Below are 16,824 nucleotides of genomic sequence, written 5' to 3'. Positions count from 1 at the left end.
TATCGCAAAGGACATGGTCGTCAAAAGGCGCCCTTACGACATGATATATCTGATGACGTTCGAGTTCGCGATAACGGTGCTCCTCTTCTATACTGCCGCCGTGCTGTTGCTGATGTCGTTCGGAACGACCGACCAAGAGCTACTGGACAATCTGGGATCGGGACCGTCCGAGTTCCTGATCGATAATGCAAGGGAGCTCACTGGCCTTTTCGGGGGGATCGTGGCCCTGCTCACTGGCATCTCAGTGTTGGTCATATGGGGACTTCTGAGAAGGAAGAGATTCTCGTATAAGACGGGGGCCGTCCTGGCGGTCCTGACCGTCCTTGTCAACGCTGCGCTGCTCGCGCTATTCGGTCTCAATGACCTTCAATTCGCATTGAGGCTGGCCATGTGCATCGTGCTTCCGTTTTTTGTGATCTATTATCTTAGAAGACATGACATCGCGGACTATCTTCTCCATTGATGGTTCATCGTTCAGTGACATCATGTATCCATCGAAGATAGATGTCCAGACCGTCTGCGATGTCATATCTGACCACACATGGGACCTCGTAGTCATGTAGCCGTCTGATCGAGTCACAGACCTCTTTGAAATCCTCGGTACGGACCTTGAGGAGCATCATGACCTCGGGGGACTCCTCGACCTCCCCCTGCCATCGGTAGATCGAGTCGACCGTCCAGATATTGGCACAGGCGGCCAGCCTTTTATTTATAAGGTCCTTTGCAATGGCCTTGGCCTTCTCCATGGAACCGCACGTCACCAGAACACTTGAGAACTCCTCCTTCTCAGGCAATATTATCACTAGGAACGGTATCGTCGGAGATGACTTGAACCCTCCTGATCTCACTAAATAACTTATTCAAAAGATGTCCACATGTCATGAGGTAGACCAGAGCACCAGGCATCTTATTTCAACTGGTCTGGGTTAAGCCCTTTCAGCTCATCCAGGACGAACACCCCGTCCTTCCTGACCAGGACATCGTCGAAATATATCTCTCCGCCGCCCCATTCCTTCGTCTGGACCAATACCAGGTCCCAGTGGACCGCAGACCTGTTGCCGTTGAACGCATCATCATATGAGTTACCGGGGGTAAGGTGTATCGAACCAGCGATCTTTTCGTCGAACAGCGTATCTAGGATAGGCCTGGTCACATATGGGTTAAGCCCCAAGGCGAACTCCCCCACAAATCTCGCACCGTCATCCGTGTCAAGGACCTGGTTCATTCCGACCGTATCGGATGATGTTGCATCCACGATCCTACCGTCTTTGAAAACAAATCGGATGTTGTCGTAGATCTTGCCATCGTAATAACTTCTTGTGTTGTATCGGATGACCCCATTTACCGTATCTTTTACGGGTGCGGTGTACACCTCTCCATCGGGAAGATTGAGATTACCGTCGCACTTGATGACCGGGATCCCCTTTATGGAGAATGTGAGGTCCGTCCCGGGGGATACCAATCTTACCATGTCGGTCTTTTGCATGAGGTCCACGAGAGGGTCCATCGCCTTTGAGAATCTCTTATAGTCGAGCGTGGTGGTATTGAAGTAGAAATCCTCAAAGCCCTCGGTCGACATCTCTGCCAGCTGCGCCATGGACGGCGTCGGCCATCTTAACACGACCCATCTCGTCTTCGGCACCCTCCATTCGGTGTGGACAGGTTTCCACCACAGCCTCCTATAGAGGTCCATCCCTTTCGGTGGGACATCTGAGAGCTCGGTCAGGTTGTTGGCCCCCCTCATCCCGATATAGGCCTGTGCCCTCTTCATCTTCTCAAGCTCAAGCTCTCCGAATATTTTCATCGCCGCCTCATCCGCTCCTGAATAAAGCTTCCTGAGCGTCCTTGGGGACTTTTGGGATATCAGAGGAATGCCCTCCGCCTCATATACCGTCGTTATAAGGACCTCGGCCATCTCGGTAGGGATGTCGAACAGCTCGATATAGACCACTTCGCCTTTCTGGAGTTTGATCGAATGATTGACAATGACATCTGCCAGTTTTTTAAACCTAGGGTCTTGCATCAACGACTCTAACATTCTCCATACTTTTAATAATTGACCAATTGGCCGGTCTAAGTCAGGGACGTCGAAAGAATGTCTGACAGGTCAGAATCGCAAGGTTCCGTAGTCAGCTGGCACATTAGAGAAAATTATAGAGTAGATGCACTGATGGTTCGTTGCGGGACCATCTTGTCGGGTTCATTTAGGCAGCGGCCTCCTTGATCCCAATGTCGCGTCGATGATACATGGTCAATGGAGCCTTCGGTAATGGCCGCACTCTCATCAAGGACCCCCCCCTCTTTGTATCCCTATGGTCATCAGTGCCCCTCACTCAATCATCATAATCTTGTTTGATCAAAACAGAGCACACGTTATTCAATATGAATTAAAGGAATGCTCTGTCAGATTTTGGACCGAATCATCATTTTCATATGCAGATGATGACCAGAAACGCGTGATCGAAACGGCTCACAATCGCATCCGTTGAGATCTCTAGGAACAAGGTGCATGGTAGGCCCATGGCCATCAAGATATGCAAGGTCCTAATGTGAGGCCCCTATCATAATTCGATGAGAAGATGGTGGGCTCAGCCGGATTCGAACCGGCGACCTTCTCCGTGTCAGGGAAACGTCATAGCCACTAGACCATGAGCCCGAGTGCTTCCGCAGTAATGCGTCCTACTCTATATGTCTTTCGTTACGCGGGCACCCGCCATATGAAAGGGGGCAGCAGGTCCTACCATAACATTTTAGCTCACTTGTCCTCCTTGGCCTTCGCCTCAGACCTCCGAAGCATCAATTTGTGGACCTCCATCACGCCCAACAGGACGAGCGCGATCCCTAACATCATAGCCCAGGTCCCAAAGTCCACAGGCTCGACCCTTAGCACATCCTGCAATACCGGAGTATACATGGCCAATAGGTGCAGTCCCTGCGCCCCGATTATCCCTAATATCAGGTAGTAGTTGTTTCTTATCGGGACCTGGAAGACCGACCTCCTCTCCGAACGGCAGTTCAGAACATGCACGTTTTCCAACAGTACCATCAGCAGGAGAGTAAGGTTAGATGCCTGAAATGCCCCATAGTCCTTTATCTCGCTGAAATAGTAGAAGACAAGGAACGCCAGGACCCCCATGGTGACGGCGCTGATGCCCACCTGTCTTATCATCAGCTTATCGAATATCCCCTCATTTGGATTCCTTGGGGGGCGCTCCATCACTGAAGGGTCCCCGGCCTCCATGGCCAAGGTAACGTGCTGTATGCCGTTTGTGACCACGTTCAGCCAGAGCAATTGGACAGCTATTAGGGGAATGATGAACTTTCCAGTGCTCTCATCCATGGCCCCGAATATAAGTGCAAGGATGAACAACGTGATCTCGGCCATACCTGTCGACACAAGGAGATACGTGACCTTCCTCACGTTCTCGTAAGCATACCTGCCTTCTTCCACGCCCGCCACTATTGATGAGAAATTATCATCAGTGACGATTATCGATGAGGCATCCTTTGCCACATCGGTCCCAGAGCCCATCGCAACACCGATGTTCGCCTTCCTAAGGGCCGGTGCGTCGTTCACCCCGTCACCAGTGACAGCGACATAGTTCCCCAGCTTTATCAGCGAATCGACGATCTCCAGTTTCTGGACCGGCGTCACTCTGGCGAAAACCTTCGCCTCCTTGACCTTTTCCAAGAAAAGGGGCACCGTCGGAGATCCTATCTCTGCCAGTTCTTTCCCCGTGACCACCTGAGACCTGTCCTCAGCTATCCCCAGCTCTTTTGCGATGGCAAAGGCTGTTGACGGGTGGTCACCTGTCACCATGACCACATTGACCCCTGCACGATGACACCTTTCAACAGCGTCCTTGACCTCTGGCCTCGGTGGATCTATGAGACCGACGACCCCTAGGAACGTCAGTCCTTTGATGGCCTCTTCCCCCATCGGACCATCCGAAGAGACATATCCGGAGGCCACCGCTATGGTCCTGTACCCCCCTTCAGAAAGATATGATGCCTCTTTTTCCACCATGTCCTTGTCCACCGGTCTTAAGACCCCACCGCACATCATGTCGGTGCAGAACTGAAGGACCGCCTCCACCCCCCCTTTCACCGCAACATATGGCCGCCCATCCCGCTCGTAGAATTTCGCGGCGAACCGCTTCTCCGATTCAAACGGCACCTCTCCCAAATATCTCAATGAACTTCTCAGACCGCTGACATCCAACCCCATCTTATAGCCCAAGGCGAGCAATGCAACATCGACCGAATCCCCTGTGTATGTCCACTCCCCATCATCTTTCCTGAGGGACGCCTCATTGCATATGACAACAGCCCTCACCAGCTCTTCCAGGTGTCCTTTCAGCTCTGGTCGGACCTCCCCCCCTCCTTCCATGGACAGCGAACCTTCGCCAGCATATCCCTCCCCAGAGACCGCGATGCGGTCTTCCTGACCGATGCATATCAATTTGGCGGTCTGTTTGTTCACTGTCAAGGTCCCTGTCTTGTCCGATGCGATGCAAGTGCATGACCCTAAGCTCTCAACTGCGGCCAATCTTCTTGTGAGCACATTCCTTTTTGCCATCCTGGTGACCCTGATCGCCATCGCCACGGTCACCGCGACCGGAAGCCCTTCAGGGATCGCCGCCACGGCCAGTGCTACTGCGAGGAAGAAGACGTCGATGATGGGCATCCCTCGGAGGAAAGCCATGATACCCATCGCCAGCGCCGCAAGCAGGATGATATAGGATATCTGCTTCGAGAACTTCTCGAGCCTGATCACCAGAGGGGGTTTTGAGTCGTCCACCATCGTGACCGCTTTGGCTATCTGGCCGATCTCGGTCCTACCGCCGGTCTGGACCACCACACCGACGCCCCTTCCTTGGGACACGGTGGTTCCGGCGAAGGCCATGTTCACCCTCTCTGGGACTGCCAGATCTTCTGGGAGCTCAGGGACGGCCTTCGCCACCGGGAGCGATTCTCCTGTCAAAAGGGATTCATCCACGCTGAGGTTCTGGACCTGAACGAGCCGAAGGTCGGCCGGTACCTTTGCCCCCGACTCGAGAAGCACAACGTCACCAGGCACGAGATCCTCCGCTGGTATGATGGCCTCATGGCCATCCCGTCTGACCCTCACCATGGTCTTCAGGAGCTTCTGGAGCTGCTCGGCGCTCTTCTCGGCCTTCATTTCCTGGAAGGTCCCTATGACCGCGTTTATCAGAAGGACTATCGAGATGAATATCGAGTCTTTCAGGTCTCCCAATAGGCCAGCGATCACACCGGCCGCCACAAGGACATATATGAGAGGGCTCAGGAACTGTCTAAGGAAGACCTCGATGATGCTCGGAGGTTTCTTTGTCGGAAGCACGTTCTTACCGAACTCCTTCCTTCTCTCCTCGACGGAATCTTCAGTTAGTCCATCCAGGCTAGTTTGGTTCAATTTGAAGGTCTCTTCCACCGAGACGTTGTGCCAGCCCTTCCTCTCGTCGACCTCATGAAATGTATCTTTCTTGGCATCTTCGAAATATCTTGTCAGATATGATGGCAATAGCCGGTCCTTTGGGCTCATCATGAACACCTATTCATGAAATTTGTTCACTTCACTCCTCTTCCACGACCATATGTGGAACAAGGTCGCTCCTCGACACTATGCCTACAAGCTCTTTGCCCTTAATGACCGGGACAGACCTGAGCTTGAACTCCACCATATAATCAATGACCTTGGATATGCTATCATCTGGATGCACGAAGACAACCGACCTCCTCATAATATCGCCCACCTTGTTCGCCCACAGGTTGAAGTATCCAGACCTTGTCAATCTCATACCTGTGGAGAACGTCTTGAAAAGGTCCATCTTGGTCACGATGCCGACCATGGCCTTCCCCCTTACGACCGGGAAAGCATTATAGTCATACCGATCGAAGAGCGCCTTGAGGTCTTTGATCGTCATATCCTCCGTCGCTGTTATCAGGTCTGTTTTCATGATCTCCGAGACCTTCTTGTCCTTGATCTTTTTATTCATGGTCGCTTCACTAGCTACCAACAATGAGAGGACAAAGAATAAAAACAATCGCCCGAAATGAATGGATGTGGTGCCTAGGCCCCACCACGACAGGGCCCCCTCCCTCAAAAATCAATCTACATACCTTGTTTGATGGACCATATCCTTATTTACCTCACTTCTGTATTGACCCCCTCCGGAATTAGGATGCCCGAGATACTGCTTTTCACAAAGCCATCTTGTCAGAAGTGCGAGTACGTGAAAGAGAGGATCCCTGAAGGTCTGAAGGTCAACCTGGTAGACACATCTACCGCTGAAGGACTTGCCGAAGCGGCCTACTATGAGCTGTTGAACAAACCGACACCGATACTCGTCGTGGACGACCAGGTATATGAAGGGGCGATAGTCATCCTCAACAAGCTCAAGAGCCTGTCCTGTGGAAATGAATGAATAATAGACCGTGTTCTCATACCCATATTAGATGATCGCGCTTGGCATTGAGGGCACCGCGCACACGTGCGGTGTGGGCATAGTCGATGAGGAGGGCAACATCCTTGCCAACGAGATCAGGATGTACAGGCCGGAACAGGGCGGCATCCATCCTCGGGAGGCGGCGAACCATCACGCCGAGCATCTTGTGCCACTTGTGATGCAGGCGCTCGAGAAAGCAAAGGTCTCTGCCAAAGACATCGAGCTTGTGTGTTTCTCGCAAGGACCGGGGCTCGGCCCCTGCCTGAGGACCGTTGCGACGGGGGCCAGGGCCATGGCGCTCACGCTAGGGGTCCCCATCATCGGCGTCAACCACTGCATATCTCATCTGGAGATAGGAAGGATAAAGACGCAAGCGAAGGACCCGGTGCTCCTCTACGCCTCAGGAGGGAACACACAGGTCATCGCATTCGCAAATGGAAGATATCGCATATTCGGCGAGACATTGGACATCGGTATAGGCAACATGTTCGACAAATTAGGCCGAGAGATGGGCCTTGGATATTACGCAGGGCCTAAGATCGAGAAGGCTGCCAAGGAGGGAGAGAAGCTCCTTGATCTCCCCTATTCCGTCAAGGGGATGGACATGGCCTTCTCAGGGATAATGACCGCGGCGATGCAGCATAGGGCGAAGGGTGAAAGGATAGAGGACATCTGCTTCAGTGTCCAGGAGACCACCTTTGCCATGCTCTGCGAGGTCACAGAAAGGGCAATGGCGCACATCGAGAAGGACGAGGTCCTCTTGGGGGGCGGGGTCGTGCAGAACAAACGCCTTCAGGAGATGGTGGCCCGTATGACCTCGGACCGGGGGGCCAAGATGTTCGTCCCGGACAGGACGTTGTGCATGGACAATGGGGCAATGATAGCCTGGACCGGCCTGGTGATGCACAAGGCCGGAGTGAGGATGGGCATTAATGAGACGATGATAGACCAAAGGTTCAGGACCGATGACGTGGCCGTATCATGGCGTTGATCACTTGGCCGCGTAGGTCTTTTCCCGCTTCTGTTCCCCAAGCGCCCGGTCGAGCTCCTTGAGGAAAGCGTCTTCTTTCCCAAGCGGGATCCTGCCACCGCTGGCGATGTTGTGCCCTCCCCCGCTTCCCCCGACCTTCGCGGTCGCCTCCTTTAGCGCCGCCCCAAGGTCGATCCCCAGGTGGTCGACGATATGACGGTTCGCCCTCGATGAGATGCGGACCTCACCTCCCTTGTGCGCCAGGGAGACCGTGGGCTTCGTCTGGTCCCCGACCCACTGCATCATCGTACCGCAGGTCTCGGACGAGACGTCAATGTCCGGGCTTACGAAGTATTGGAAGTTCTCGGCATGAAGGAGACCTCTATCATTGACGGCGATGCAGTTGGCCAACAGCTGCTTCTGGAATTCGTCCTTGAGCTTCCAGGCCCGCTCGGACGCCTTCACGTCCCCCATGAGCATCGCCAGCCCCACACCCTGATTCTCTGACTTGCCGCAGGCGTTGACGGCATTGGCGACGTCCTTCGAATACACCTTTCTATCGGGCGAGTAGTATCTGTTGCTCAGCAGCTCCTCAAGGTTTGCCAGCCCGACCCCCTGCTCCAGAAGTCTAAGGACTATCAGCGAGTTCAATCGCACCTTCTCTTCCTCTTCCAATGAGTCATATGGAAGGTTGTCCAGGACCCGAGCGTCGGCCAAAAGCCGGTCTACACCCTGCCTGTCCCCGCTCACACCGACGATGAACGGCTCCGTGGTCGCATAGAGAGCATCTCTCAAAGGGCCATCGGTGATGATCTGGCCTGGTCTTTCTTCGATCATCTTCCTTTTCGAGGCGCCCTGCAGCAGGTATGCATTTATCCCGGCCATGCCTCGGAGATGCTGCCTGTCCCCAACGATGCCCCCAAATGAGGCCCCGCTCAGGTCCCAGTTGCTCTCGGACACCGTTACCGCCAACAGGAGGGCCAACGAGCTCGCACACCCCTCTGTCGCCCCATCGATGCCAAAAATATGAGGATTGCAATGAACGGTCCTATCGGAATCCCTTTCAGGTTTATGGTGGTCCAGTACCACAACGGCGATCCCCAGCGATTCCAATACATCAAGGTTGTTAGACCCCATGTCCGAGATGATGAGCAGGTCGTGGCCCTCGACCGACCCTCTCACAAAATTTTCATCGAAACCTTTCACCATCGAGCATTGGAACTGCTTACACTTTCTAAAAAGCATAGAACAGATGATACTGGCGGAGCAGATGCCGTCCGCATCGTTGTGCGAGATGACCCGCACGCTCGTTGCCTTTTCCACGGCCTCTGCCGCCTTTTTGAAACGCATTAAGAGGTTTGGGGGAAGCTGGACAGCTTCGTCCATGAACGCCTCACTCGATCAACAGTTCTGCGTTCTTTAGAGAATATTCCCAATCGGCCGGAAGTATCTCCTCGCGTTTGTAGTACTTCACGAGGCGCCTTATCTTCGCCTCTATCAGCTGAAGACCGCGCTTGTTGGCCATGTCCTTAGGGTTCTCGACCACGTGGACATTTAGCTCTATGGCCCTCTTCATCAGGGCCACGAGGTCCTCGGGCAGCTTCGGGGCTATGTTGTTCTCCTTGAGTATCTCAAGGATGGTCTTGCCGGTCGCCAGACGAACGTCTGGAACAGCGTACTGGTCGCGGAGGACCATTCCGATCTTGGCGGTCGGCATGCCTTCCTTACCGTACCTCAGTACAAGCTGGGTTATCTCTTCCGGGGGAACAGGTACCCACTCGGGGTTCTCACTGACCATAGGCCTCTTAGATCCGGCCTTGCCCCTTCTCCTGGCGTGCATCTTTGCCATGAATGTCAACCTTCCATGAATTCAATAAAGCGTTTCTGCTGTGGCGAAGCGACTGCCAATTTAACTACTAATATTTAAGACTTTGATTTTTCCCGAGCCCCTTGAAACCCGCCTTTGACCGCTTTTCTGGCCCAATCGACCTGAGCGAGGTATTCGACCTCAGGGAAGGAAAGGTCCCTGGGCAAAGAATCGAAAAGGCCCCATTCCATCTCTCCTCGCTCATCCGTCTCCTTCATCATACCTGCGAATACCGCGCCATAGCCATACCTCATTGCCATCATGGGCAGGAAGATCTGCCCCGTCTCCTCCTTGAACTCGCGCACTATGGCGGTCTCGGCATCCTCCCCCTCTTCGACATGGCCTCCTGGCATCTCCCACCCTCCCCTTTTCGGGTTCATGACCATCAGGAACCTGTCCCCGACGAATGCGATAGCATAGACGAAGTCAGTCAAGCCCTCACCACGGCCATTGCATGGTCTTTCTCGAAGGGATCAAGATCGACGAGCTCGACGACCTTGAACCCAGATCTTTCCAATTGAGAGGTCACGTCAGCGAAGACCTCCTTAGGGTCTTTTGTGACATCTTCAGAGCGGGCCTTGACCGTGAGCATCCCCTCCTTTATTCCGAAAGCCCTCATGTTCTTAACAAATATCGCTGCCTGCCCCTTCTGTGCTATGTCCTGATAGAGGATATCTGGCGACTCAACGATGAACGAGTAGTCCTCAGGTCTGGTGGCATCTGAGAGGACAGGAACCATGTTTTTTCTCTTCTCGCAAACGGCGACGAGGTCCCTGAAAGACCTTGGCGAGACCTCTACACAATAGACCGTCCCTTTCCCCACGATGTCGGCCACATGACTGGACGTGGTACCGCTCGCCGCCCCGAGGTATAGGACCGTCGTACCTTCTTTGAAAGGAAAGCTCTCTCCGCCCTTTCTCAGATAAGCTGCCAGCTTGCTCCGGCTCGGCACCCATTCTCTATATTCCACACCTTCCTGGTCATAAAGCCTCTCCCCGTAGACCCTGTCATTTGGCACCGAGTTTCTGGTGAAGAGCATGCTGCCATCCGTGAAAACACCGTGATGTCCGGTCGGCACGATCAAGTTCCTGGCCCTGCCCATGGTCATCCCATATGGAGAAACATCTTAAATCCTTGCCTGACGAACGAAGCGACCGTGCCTGAGGGGGAGGGGACAATGGGAAGAAGATCGAGGAGCTCATCAAAAAGGAGGAACAGCTTGAAAACGCTCTCCGGGAGGTCGCCATGCCCTATTCTGAGCTCGTGGGGCAGCTCTTCCAGTTCTATGAAACGGTTCAAAGGTATTTCCGCTTGATGGACCACTGTCAATAATTCAGGTCGGTATCAAGATTCGAGATGCTCTCTGAGAAGATAACGGCCCGTCGGAGGCGTTGACCATGGTCTTATGCAATGCCCAGGAAGGAGAGAAGTAAGGTCAGTCCGTGGCGGCGTTCTACAGGTCCCTCAAGGCGGCGGGATGTCCTATAAAGTCCGATAAAGAATCATCCGATCTGACAAGGGAGTATGTATCGACCTTGGCCTAGGAGGGCTTCAGAAGACCGTGATCGGCGGTGGCCATCTCAACGACCATAGCGATGAGAATTACAAGCTGACTCAAGGAATAGGAAAGGTCGACGATCCTATATGCTGTTGCCACAGATCCGGGGCTGCTATTGAACCTAGGGATTACCTAACTAAAGGTGAGGCAAAGAACACTGAAGGCGTAGAGAAGATCCTACCGCACGTCGATCTCCAAAGGGATGGAAAAAAGATTGCCAGAGAGCTGTCGGCAAAATATTCCTCTTCGACCTCATTATCTTTCTGGTTAAAGCAATTGATGGCCAGGGCACTTATCTCAGAGCTCTGGCCCTGGAGAATGAAAGATCGACCGCCCCCCTCTCCGCTCACATGCGGAACAGATACTCGGCGATACCATATCCGACCTCGTCATCCAGCTTGAACTTCGTCAAGGTCTCCCACATGACCGCGTGATGCTTCTTGTCCTCCCCATCGAACCTTAGCATCGCTTTGTGCTTTGTGACCCCCTTGATGCCGTACACATTCCCCTCCGCATCGTACATGGCCATGTACAGCTCGCTGGGGCTGCCATCAGCATGGAGCTCTTTGGCGATGTCCACCTTGACGATCGGGATGTTCTGCCCGTCCATGAACAGGAACCCGGCGTCCACCTCTCCTTTGTCCATCTCTAGCTTGGTGATATTGAACGCGTAGCCCTCATTGAACTGACAGGTGACCCACAGCCAGAACCTTGGCGCTGTCCAGTCCCTCGGTCCCCATGAGTGGTCCCTTTCCCCCAGCGCCCTAACGGTGTACTCCCTGTCCCCGACCTTGACGGTCCCGGTTATCGAACCGACCTGCTCGATGTGCTCTGAGGCCACCGCCTGGGATATCTTCTCCTTCTCGGGGGTCGTCACGCACTTGCGGTAATCGAAAGGCTCGTTGAGCGCGACGAACTCGAGGTCGAAGCTGGCCTCGACCTGTGTCTGCTCTCCTTTATGCAACCTCATGACCTGGCCTGAGAATTTCATCTTCCACTTCTTATCGGCCTCCAGCTTCTCAAGCACAAGGCCTTTGGCCGAGAGCTCATTATCGCTCATCTCGACGACGTCCTTCAGCCCAGCAATGGAACCGTCGGGCAACATCAGATATGCGAATACGTTCTTCTGCTTCTTGTTTGGGACGAGCCCGATCCTCATGAAGCCGGTCAGATCGTTGCCGCGGTCATAGAAATTGAAATAGAAACTTTCGTTCCAGTCGTTCTGTTCTCCAGCCTCATGCAATACATCATACTCCATTTCGGTCAACCTTCCATTATGTAGATAGCGCCTTCGTTGCCGTCAAGGGTTATTCTCTGCCCTGTCTTGAAGATTTTCGTCGCACCCTTCACTGCCGTCACGGCCGGGATGCCGTATTCTCTCGAGACCACGGCCCCATGGGACAGGATCCCGCCAGTCTCGGTTATCAGCCCACCGATCTTGCTGAAAACAGCTGTCCAGCCAGGGTCCGTGTTGCTCGTGATCAATATTTCGTTCTCCATGACCTCGGGCAGGTCCTCGATGGAACCAACGACCCGTGCCGTCCCGGTGAACGTCCCAGGACTGGCAGAGGTACCTGTTATTTTCATCACATTCCCTTGCCAGATGACAGTATCATCGAACTCGACATTTCCCCTGAGGAATTTGGGGGGCAGCCTGTCCTTGTACCTATCGAACTCCTTTTTCCGTGATGCAACGGTCTTCCTGACAGACCCTCCGTTTTTCTCTGCCAGATCAAATATTTCCTCTTTGGACAGGAAGAATATATCCTCTGGCGCCTCTATCATACCCTCCTCAGCGAACCTCCGTCCATATTCCATGAACAGCCTGCGCCAGACATCCAAGATATGGTCAAGATAGAACCTCTGGTTCTCACGGAACATCAGGTATGTCTGGGCATAGCTGAGAACGGTCCTGAAGACGATCTTACGGAAGGGGCCGAACCTCATCTTCCCTATCCTGTCAAGTATCTCCTTCTCGGCCTTCTTTCGTTCCTCGATCTTCTGCACCTCGACCTTCTCCAGGTCCAGCCTTGACGACCGGACCAACGCCCTCAGTATGTCGACAACGAGCGTCTGGTCGTCCCTCCATCTCGGGAAATATATCTCCCTGGTGTGCGACCTTTGTCCATATGATCTTAGGAAGCCCTCGAACTCGGCCCTGAAGGCCACCATCCTCTCATCGGTCCTCATCTTATGAAGGAAATCGGAGGAGCTGAGCCCCGACAGGCCCGCAAGGACATACGCATCGTCCCTTGCCTTGTCAGCGAGCTTGGAGAGCGCGATGTTCGTCTCGATGGTCTTGTTCCCTTTAAGGCCGGAGATCACCTTCGAGTACAAGACCCCCGATTCATCATCAAGCCAGTCGGTCAACCAGCGTTTGACCATGAGGTTCATCCCGATCGAGTGTGTGACCATCCCGTACCTTATCAGGCGGAAGTGTTTCAGATAGTCGTTCTCAAGCCTCTTGAACTCTTCATGGAGCTGTTGCGGCGTCATCGACCTGAGGTCCTTGGAGTCAAACTCCCTGACGCTCTCCATGAACCGCTTGGCCCAACGGTCATAGGCTTTGTTCGTCCTAAGTATCACGCCATCGGGATCAAGGATAGCGATCCTCACCTCGGCCAACAGACGTTTGGCGATCTTGGTCTTGGCCTTTGCTATCCTCTCTTGGTCTTTGATGGGGAAGTAGTTGAGCAGCTCCTTGGTCCTTGAGAACTTGGGGTTATAGGTGAAGACCTCTTCCAAAACCTCTGAGTTGAAATAAATGTGCCCTTTGTGGACCCTTAGCAGCTTCTTCTCTGTCAGTTCCTTATAGCCCATGATCTCGCTGCCTTCATGGTTGACATATTTTGTGAGGTATTCCCCCAGCAATGAGAAGAAAAGAGGGGACGTCACATCAGCCCAATATTCATCGCCATAGGCCCTGGTCCAAAGGGTGTTGTCCGTAGTGAGGGTGGTGATTGGACGAGATTGGAGGATGAACAACCGCTCACCGTCAAATGCCCACTCGATGTCCTGGGGTGACCCAAAGTGCGCTTCCAGGCGCAGCCCGAGCTCAGCAAGCATCTCTATCTGCCCATCATTTATCGAAGGCTTCGATTGTGCACTCTCCTCGACCACCACCTCTCTGCTCCCAGAGGGTGAAAGATAGAACGCCTTCAGCTTCTTGCTGATATGACGGTCCCTGAGCTTTCCATGACCATCGCAGACGAACCGGTCGGGGCTCACGATCCCAGAAGCGATGGACTCGCCAAGCCCCCATGACGACTCGATTATGACCTTATCATCTCCATTAAGAGGGTCTTTAGTGAACATGATGCCTGAGCTGATGGCCGATACCATTTTTTGGACCACCACCGCGATCCCATTGCCGAGCTGGGGCACATCGTTGTCATAGCGATACGATATCGCCCTATCGTTCCAATATGATGCCCAACAGCTCTTTACGAATGAAGGCACCTCCTCCCCTCTCACACAGAGATATGTGTCCTGCTGCCCAGCGAAGGACGCATCAGCAAGGTCCTCTGCTATGGCAGACGAACGTACCGCCCAGAGGGAGCCATCATCACCACCTAGCACGGTCCTCAGCCCTTCAACAAGACCAATGCCGAGCGGGGCCGACATTATCATCGACCTTATCTCCTTGGAGGCCCTCTCGACATCCCTGACATCATGGAGGTCAGTGGAGGAGAGCACCGAACTGATCCTATGCCGCAGCCCATTCTCATCGAGGAACTGCTCATACTCAGTGACCCCCACGACCACTCCAGGTGGGACAGGGAAGCCCGCAGACATCAGGTTCGCAAGGTTCGAAGCTTTCCCTCCGACCATGCCTAGCTCAGGATCGCCTATCTCCTTCAGGTCAAGGATGTTCGCTCTCACGGTCCCCCCCTCGTTAAAAGATGGATCTTCCTTTGGAACACCCTTCTCTCTCTAAATACTTCTGTCTAGGCTGTAGTGGAAACAAACCTTTTAACCACATAAGCGGTAGCGCCCTTCGATGATGAGGCACTTGATCGGGATCGCCGACATGGTCCAACAAGCGGTCAGAACCATCCCGAACGACATTGAGCCTGGGGAGGAGCTCTATATGGGGGCGGATGGAACGCCCACGCTCGTGATCGATAGGCTCGCCGAGGATGCGATAATAGATTACGTGGTCAAGAACGAGCTGCATTGGAACATCCTCAGCGAAGAGGCTGGCCTGATCGACAATGGTGGTGATATGACCCTTGTAATAGACCCGATCGATGGGACGTATAACGCGGTCCTCGGCATCCCGCTCTATAGCGTCTCCCTTGCCCTTGGAAAATCTTCGATGGAGGATATCCAGGAAGGATATGTCCGGAACCTCGTCACAGGGGACAGCTATAGCGCCACCAAAGGGCAGGGGGCTTTCCTGAACGGCAAGAGGATAAGGACGAGGAAGGCCGACAAGGGAAAGATATTCTCCCTCGCCTATATGGGAAGGTTCGCCACACCAGAGTGCTATAATGTTGCTTTGAAGAGCGCGAGGACGAGGTCGCTCGGTTGCTCCTCCCTCGAGCTCTCATTGGTGGCGCAGGGCAAGGCCGACGCATTCTATCTCAACACATCCCGATACGAGAAGGCCATACGTGTGGTGGACATAGCGGCGGCCGCTCTGGTCCTCAGGGAGGCAGGAGGGGACGTATGCGACCTGGAAGGGAACAGGTTGGACATGCCCTTTGATCTGAAGGTCCGCAGTAACTTCTTAGCATATGGAGACGAATGTGTGAAGGAGGTCCTTTTATGAGGTTCGGGATGAGCGTGAACATGGACATACCTGATGCCCCCCGTCTCGCTAAGAAGGTCATTGAGGGACTGAAGGGCCACGAGGTGCTCCTCGAGAACGAGGTTGCCGCTAGATTGAAGAGACCAGGGATGTCCATTGATGACATGGATGTCGATATGATGATAACCGTTGGGGGGGATGGGACGATATTAAGGGCGTTGCATCATAATAACGCTCCGATATTCGGTGTCAACGCAGGGGACCTCGGTTTCCTCACCACGGTGATGGAGGATGAGCTGGAGGAAGGGCTGGAGAACATCATCAATGGAAATTACTCCTTGGACAGGCGGTCGAGGCTCAAGACGGTGCTCGCGGGCCGAAGGCTCAAAGATGCGGTGAACGAATCGGTGGTCCACACCGCCCACATCGCAAAGATCCGTCATTTCCAGGTTCACGTAGATGGCGAGCTCGCGGTGAACGTCCGTGCCGACGGCATAATAGTGGCCACACCGACAGGTTCGACATGCTATGCCATGAGCGTCGGGGCACCTCTGCTGGACCCAAGGGTGAACGCTCTGGTGATAGCGCCGATGGCCCCGTTCAAGTTCGCGGCCAGACCAGTGGTCGTTCCTTCGACCAGCAAGATAACACTACGAGTGGTCAGGCCTAAAGAATGCGTCGTCGTCATCGACGGTCAGGAGGCCGAGCCCATGCAGGGCAATGAGACCGTGGAGTTCACAGCGTCGGAGACCGATGCAAGGTTCGTCACGTTCGGCAAAGGTTTCTACACCAGGACAAGAGAGAAGCTGATGGGCTCGCTATGTTGAAGAGGAAGGTCTGGGGGATCTACCGGGATGTCCTTGAGATGATAATGGAGGTCTCAAGGAACAGTTACCCGAACGAGTTCGTCGCATTACTCAGACATGAGGATGGAATAATCGACGAGCTACATTTTCTTCCAGGGTCGCAGGCGGGGGAGGAGAGCGCGATCCTACCACTCTACATGCGTCCCATCGACCTCTCCGTCGTTGGGAGCGTCCATTGCCACCCAGGGTTCAGCAACAGGCCCTCAGCCGAGGACCTCTCCCTTTTCCAGAAGTTCGGCCACATCCACATCATAATGTGCCTCCCTTATGACATGGACAGTTGGAAGGCCTATGACAAGGACGGGAATGAGATGGATCTCGAGGTCGTGGACGACTGAGCGGG

17 protein-coding genes and 1 tRNA gene are annotated in these 16,824 nt (G+C 53.8%); 6 read left to right on the top strand and 12 right to left on the bottom strand.

Annotated elements, in window-relative coordinates; all coding sequences use genetic code 11:
• The first annotated feature begins 13 nt into the window (after positions 1–13).
• A complete protein-coding gene (locus tag HPY73_04160; GenBank protein QLH74715.1) occupies positions 14–463 on the top strand; it encodes a hypothetical protein in 450 nt (149 codons plus the stop codon).
• Positions 464–467: 4 nt separating this feature from the next.
• On the opposite strand, the gene HPY73_04155 is transcribed toward HPY73_04160, so the two are convergent.
• From HPY73_04155 to HPY73_04135, 5 genes are all read right to left on the bottom strand, one after another.
• Positions 468–848 (bottom strand): divalent-cation tolerance protein CutA, encoded by a 381-nt coding sequence (locus HPY73_04155; GenBank protein ID QLH74714.1) that lies wholly within the window; start codon positions 846–848, stop codon positions 468–470.
• A gap of 59 nt (positions 849–907) precedes the next feature.
• On the bottom strand, positions 908–2,023 hold the full coding sequence (locus HPY73_04150) for an aminopeptidase (GenBank protein ID QLH74713.1): 1,116 nt from the start codon (positions 2,021–2,023) through the stop codon (positions 908–910).
• A gap of 557 nt (positions 2,024–2,580) precedes the next feature.
• Positions 2,581–2,656: transfer RNA gene (locus HPY73_04145), tRNA-Val, on the bottom strand.
• Between the two features lie 99 nt (positions 2,657–2,755).
• Positions 2,756–5,563 (bottom strand): HAD-IC family P-type ATPase, encoded by a 2,808-nt coding sequence (locus HPY73_04140; protein QLH75660.1) that lies wholly within the window; start codon positions 5,561–5,563, stop codon positions 2,756–2,758.
• 31 nt (positions 5,564–5,594) lie between these two features.
• The gene (locus tag HPY73_04135; GenBank protein ID QLH74712.1) at positions 5,595–6,017 is read right to left on the bottom strand and encodes a CBS domain-containing protein; all 423 of its coding nucleotides are present in this window, start codon (positions 6,015–6,017) and stop codon (positions 5,595–5,597) included.
• A gap of 186 nt (positions 6,018–6,203) precedes the next feature.
• Between HPY73_04135 and HPY73_04130 the strand changes: the two genes are divergently transcribed.
• Positions 6,204–6,446 (top strand): hypothetical protein, encoded by a 243-nt coding sequence (locus HPY73_04130; GenBank protein ID QLH74711.1) that lies wholly within the window; start codon positions 6,204–6,206, stop codon positions 6,444–6,446.
• A gap of 31 nt (positions 6,447–6,477) precedes the next feature.
• Positions 6,478–7,458, top strand: coding sequence for a bifunctional N(6)-L-threonylcarbamoyladenine synthase/serine/threonine protein kinase (locus HPY73_04125; protein ID QLH74710.1), 981 nt, complete (start codon positions 6,478–6,480; stop codon positions 7,456–7,458).
• Here HPY73_04125 and HPY73_04120 read toward each other — a convergent pair whose 3' ends face one another.
• The 7 genes from HPY73_04120 to HPY73_04090 form a co-directional block, all read right to left on the bottom strand.
• Positions 7,459–8,823: a DHH family phosphoesterase gene (locus HPY73_04120; protein ID QLH74709.1), complete on the bottom strand. Its 1,365-nt coding sequence runs from the start codon at positions 8,821–8,823 to the stop codon at positions 7,459–7,461. It lies immediately after the preceding gene.
• A 7-nt stretch (positions 8,824–8,830) separates the two neighbouring features.
• A complete protein-coding gene (locus HPY73_04115) occupies positions 8,831–9,286 on the bottom strand; it encodes a 30S ribosomal protein S15 (protein QLH74708.1) in 456 nt (151 codons plus the stop codon).
• 74 nt (positions 9,287–9,360) lie between these two features.
• Positions 9,361–9,690, bottom strand: a complete 330-nt coding sequence (locus HPY73_04110; protein ID QLH75659.1) for an NUDIX hydrolase — start codon at positions 9,688–9,690, stop codon at positions 9,361–9,363.
• 44 nt (positions 9,691–9,734) lie between these two features.
• On the bottom strand, positions 9,735–10,406 hold the full coding sequence (locus tag HPY73_04105) for a fibrillarin-like rRNA/tRNA 2'-O-methyltransferase (protein ID QLH75658.1): 672 nt from the start codon (positions 10,404–10,406) through the stop codon (positions 9,735–9,737).
• Positions 10,407–10,408: 2 nt separating this feature from the next.
• Positions 10,409–10,603 carry a hypothetical protein gene (locus HPY73_04100; GenBank protein QLH74707.1) on the bottom strand — a complete coding sequence of 65 codons (195 nt, stop codon included), beginning with the start codon at positions 10,601–10,603 and terminating at the stop codon, positions 10,409–10,411.
• Between the two features lie 605 nt (positions 10,604–11,208).
• A complete protein-coding gene (locus tag HPY73_04095) occupies positions 11,209–12,120 on the bottom strand; it encodes a hypothetical protein (protein QLH74706.1) in 912 nt (303 codons plus the stop codon).
• A gap of 5 nt (positions 12,121–12,125) precedes the next feature.
• Positions 12,126–14,693, bottom strand: coding sequence for a phosphoenolpyruvate protein kinase (locus tag HPY73_04090; GenBank protein ID QLH75657.1), 2,568 nt, complete (start codon positions 14,691–14,693; stop codon positions 12,126–12,128).
• Positions 14,694–14,862: 169 nt separating this feature from the next.
• Between HPY73_04090 and HPY73_04085 the strand changes: the two genes are divergently transcribed.
• The 3 genes from HPY73_04085 to HPY73_04075 are packed head-to-tail and all read left to right on the top strand — an operon-like array spanning position 14,863 to position 16,819.
• Entirely contained in the window at positions 14,863–15,636 is a 774-nt protein-coding gene (locus HPY73_04085; protein ID QLH74705.1) for an inositol monophosphatase, read from the top strand.
• The gene (locus HPY73_04080; protein QLH74704.1) at positions 15,633–16,442 is read left to right on the top strand and encodes an NAD(+)/NADH kinase; all 810 of its coding nucleotides are present in this window, start codon (positions 15,633–15,635) and stop codon (positions 16,440–16,442) included. The genes HPY73_04085 and HPY73_04080 overlap by 4 nt, the downstream gene beginning before the upstream one ends.
• Positions 16,436–16,819 (top strand): Mov34/MPN/PAD-1 family protein, encoded by a 384-nt coding sequence (locus HPY73_04075; GenBank protein QLH74703.1) that lies wholly within the window; start codon positions 16,436–16,438, stop codon positions 16,817–16,819. Before HPY73_04080 ends, HPY73_04075 begins: the two co-directional genes overlap by 7 nt.
• The last annotated feature ends 5 nt before the right edge of the window (positions 16,820–16,824 follow it).

The sequence above is a fragment of the Methanomassiliicoccales archaeon genome, assembly GCA_013415865.1.
GTDB lineage: Archaea > Thermoplasmatota > Thermoplasmata > Methanomassiliicoccales > UBA472 > MVRC01.
The sequence above is the reverse complement of the archived record's forward strand: the minus strand, read 5'-3'. Positions and strand labels throughout refer to the sequence as shown.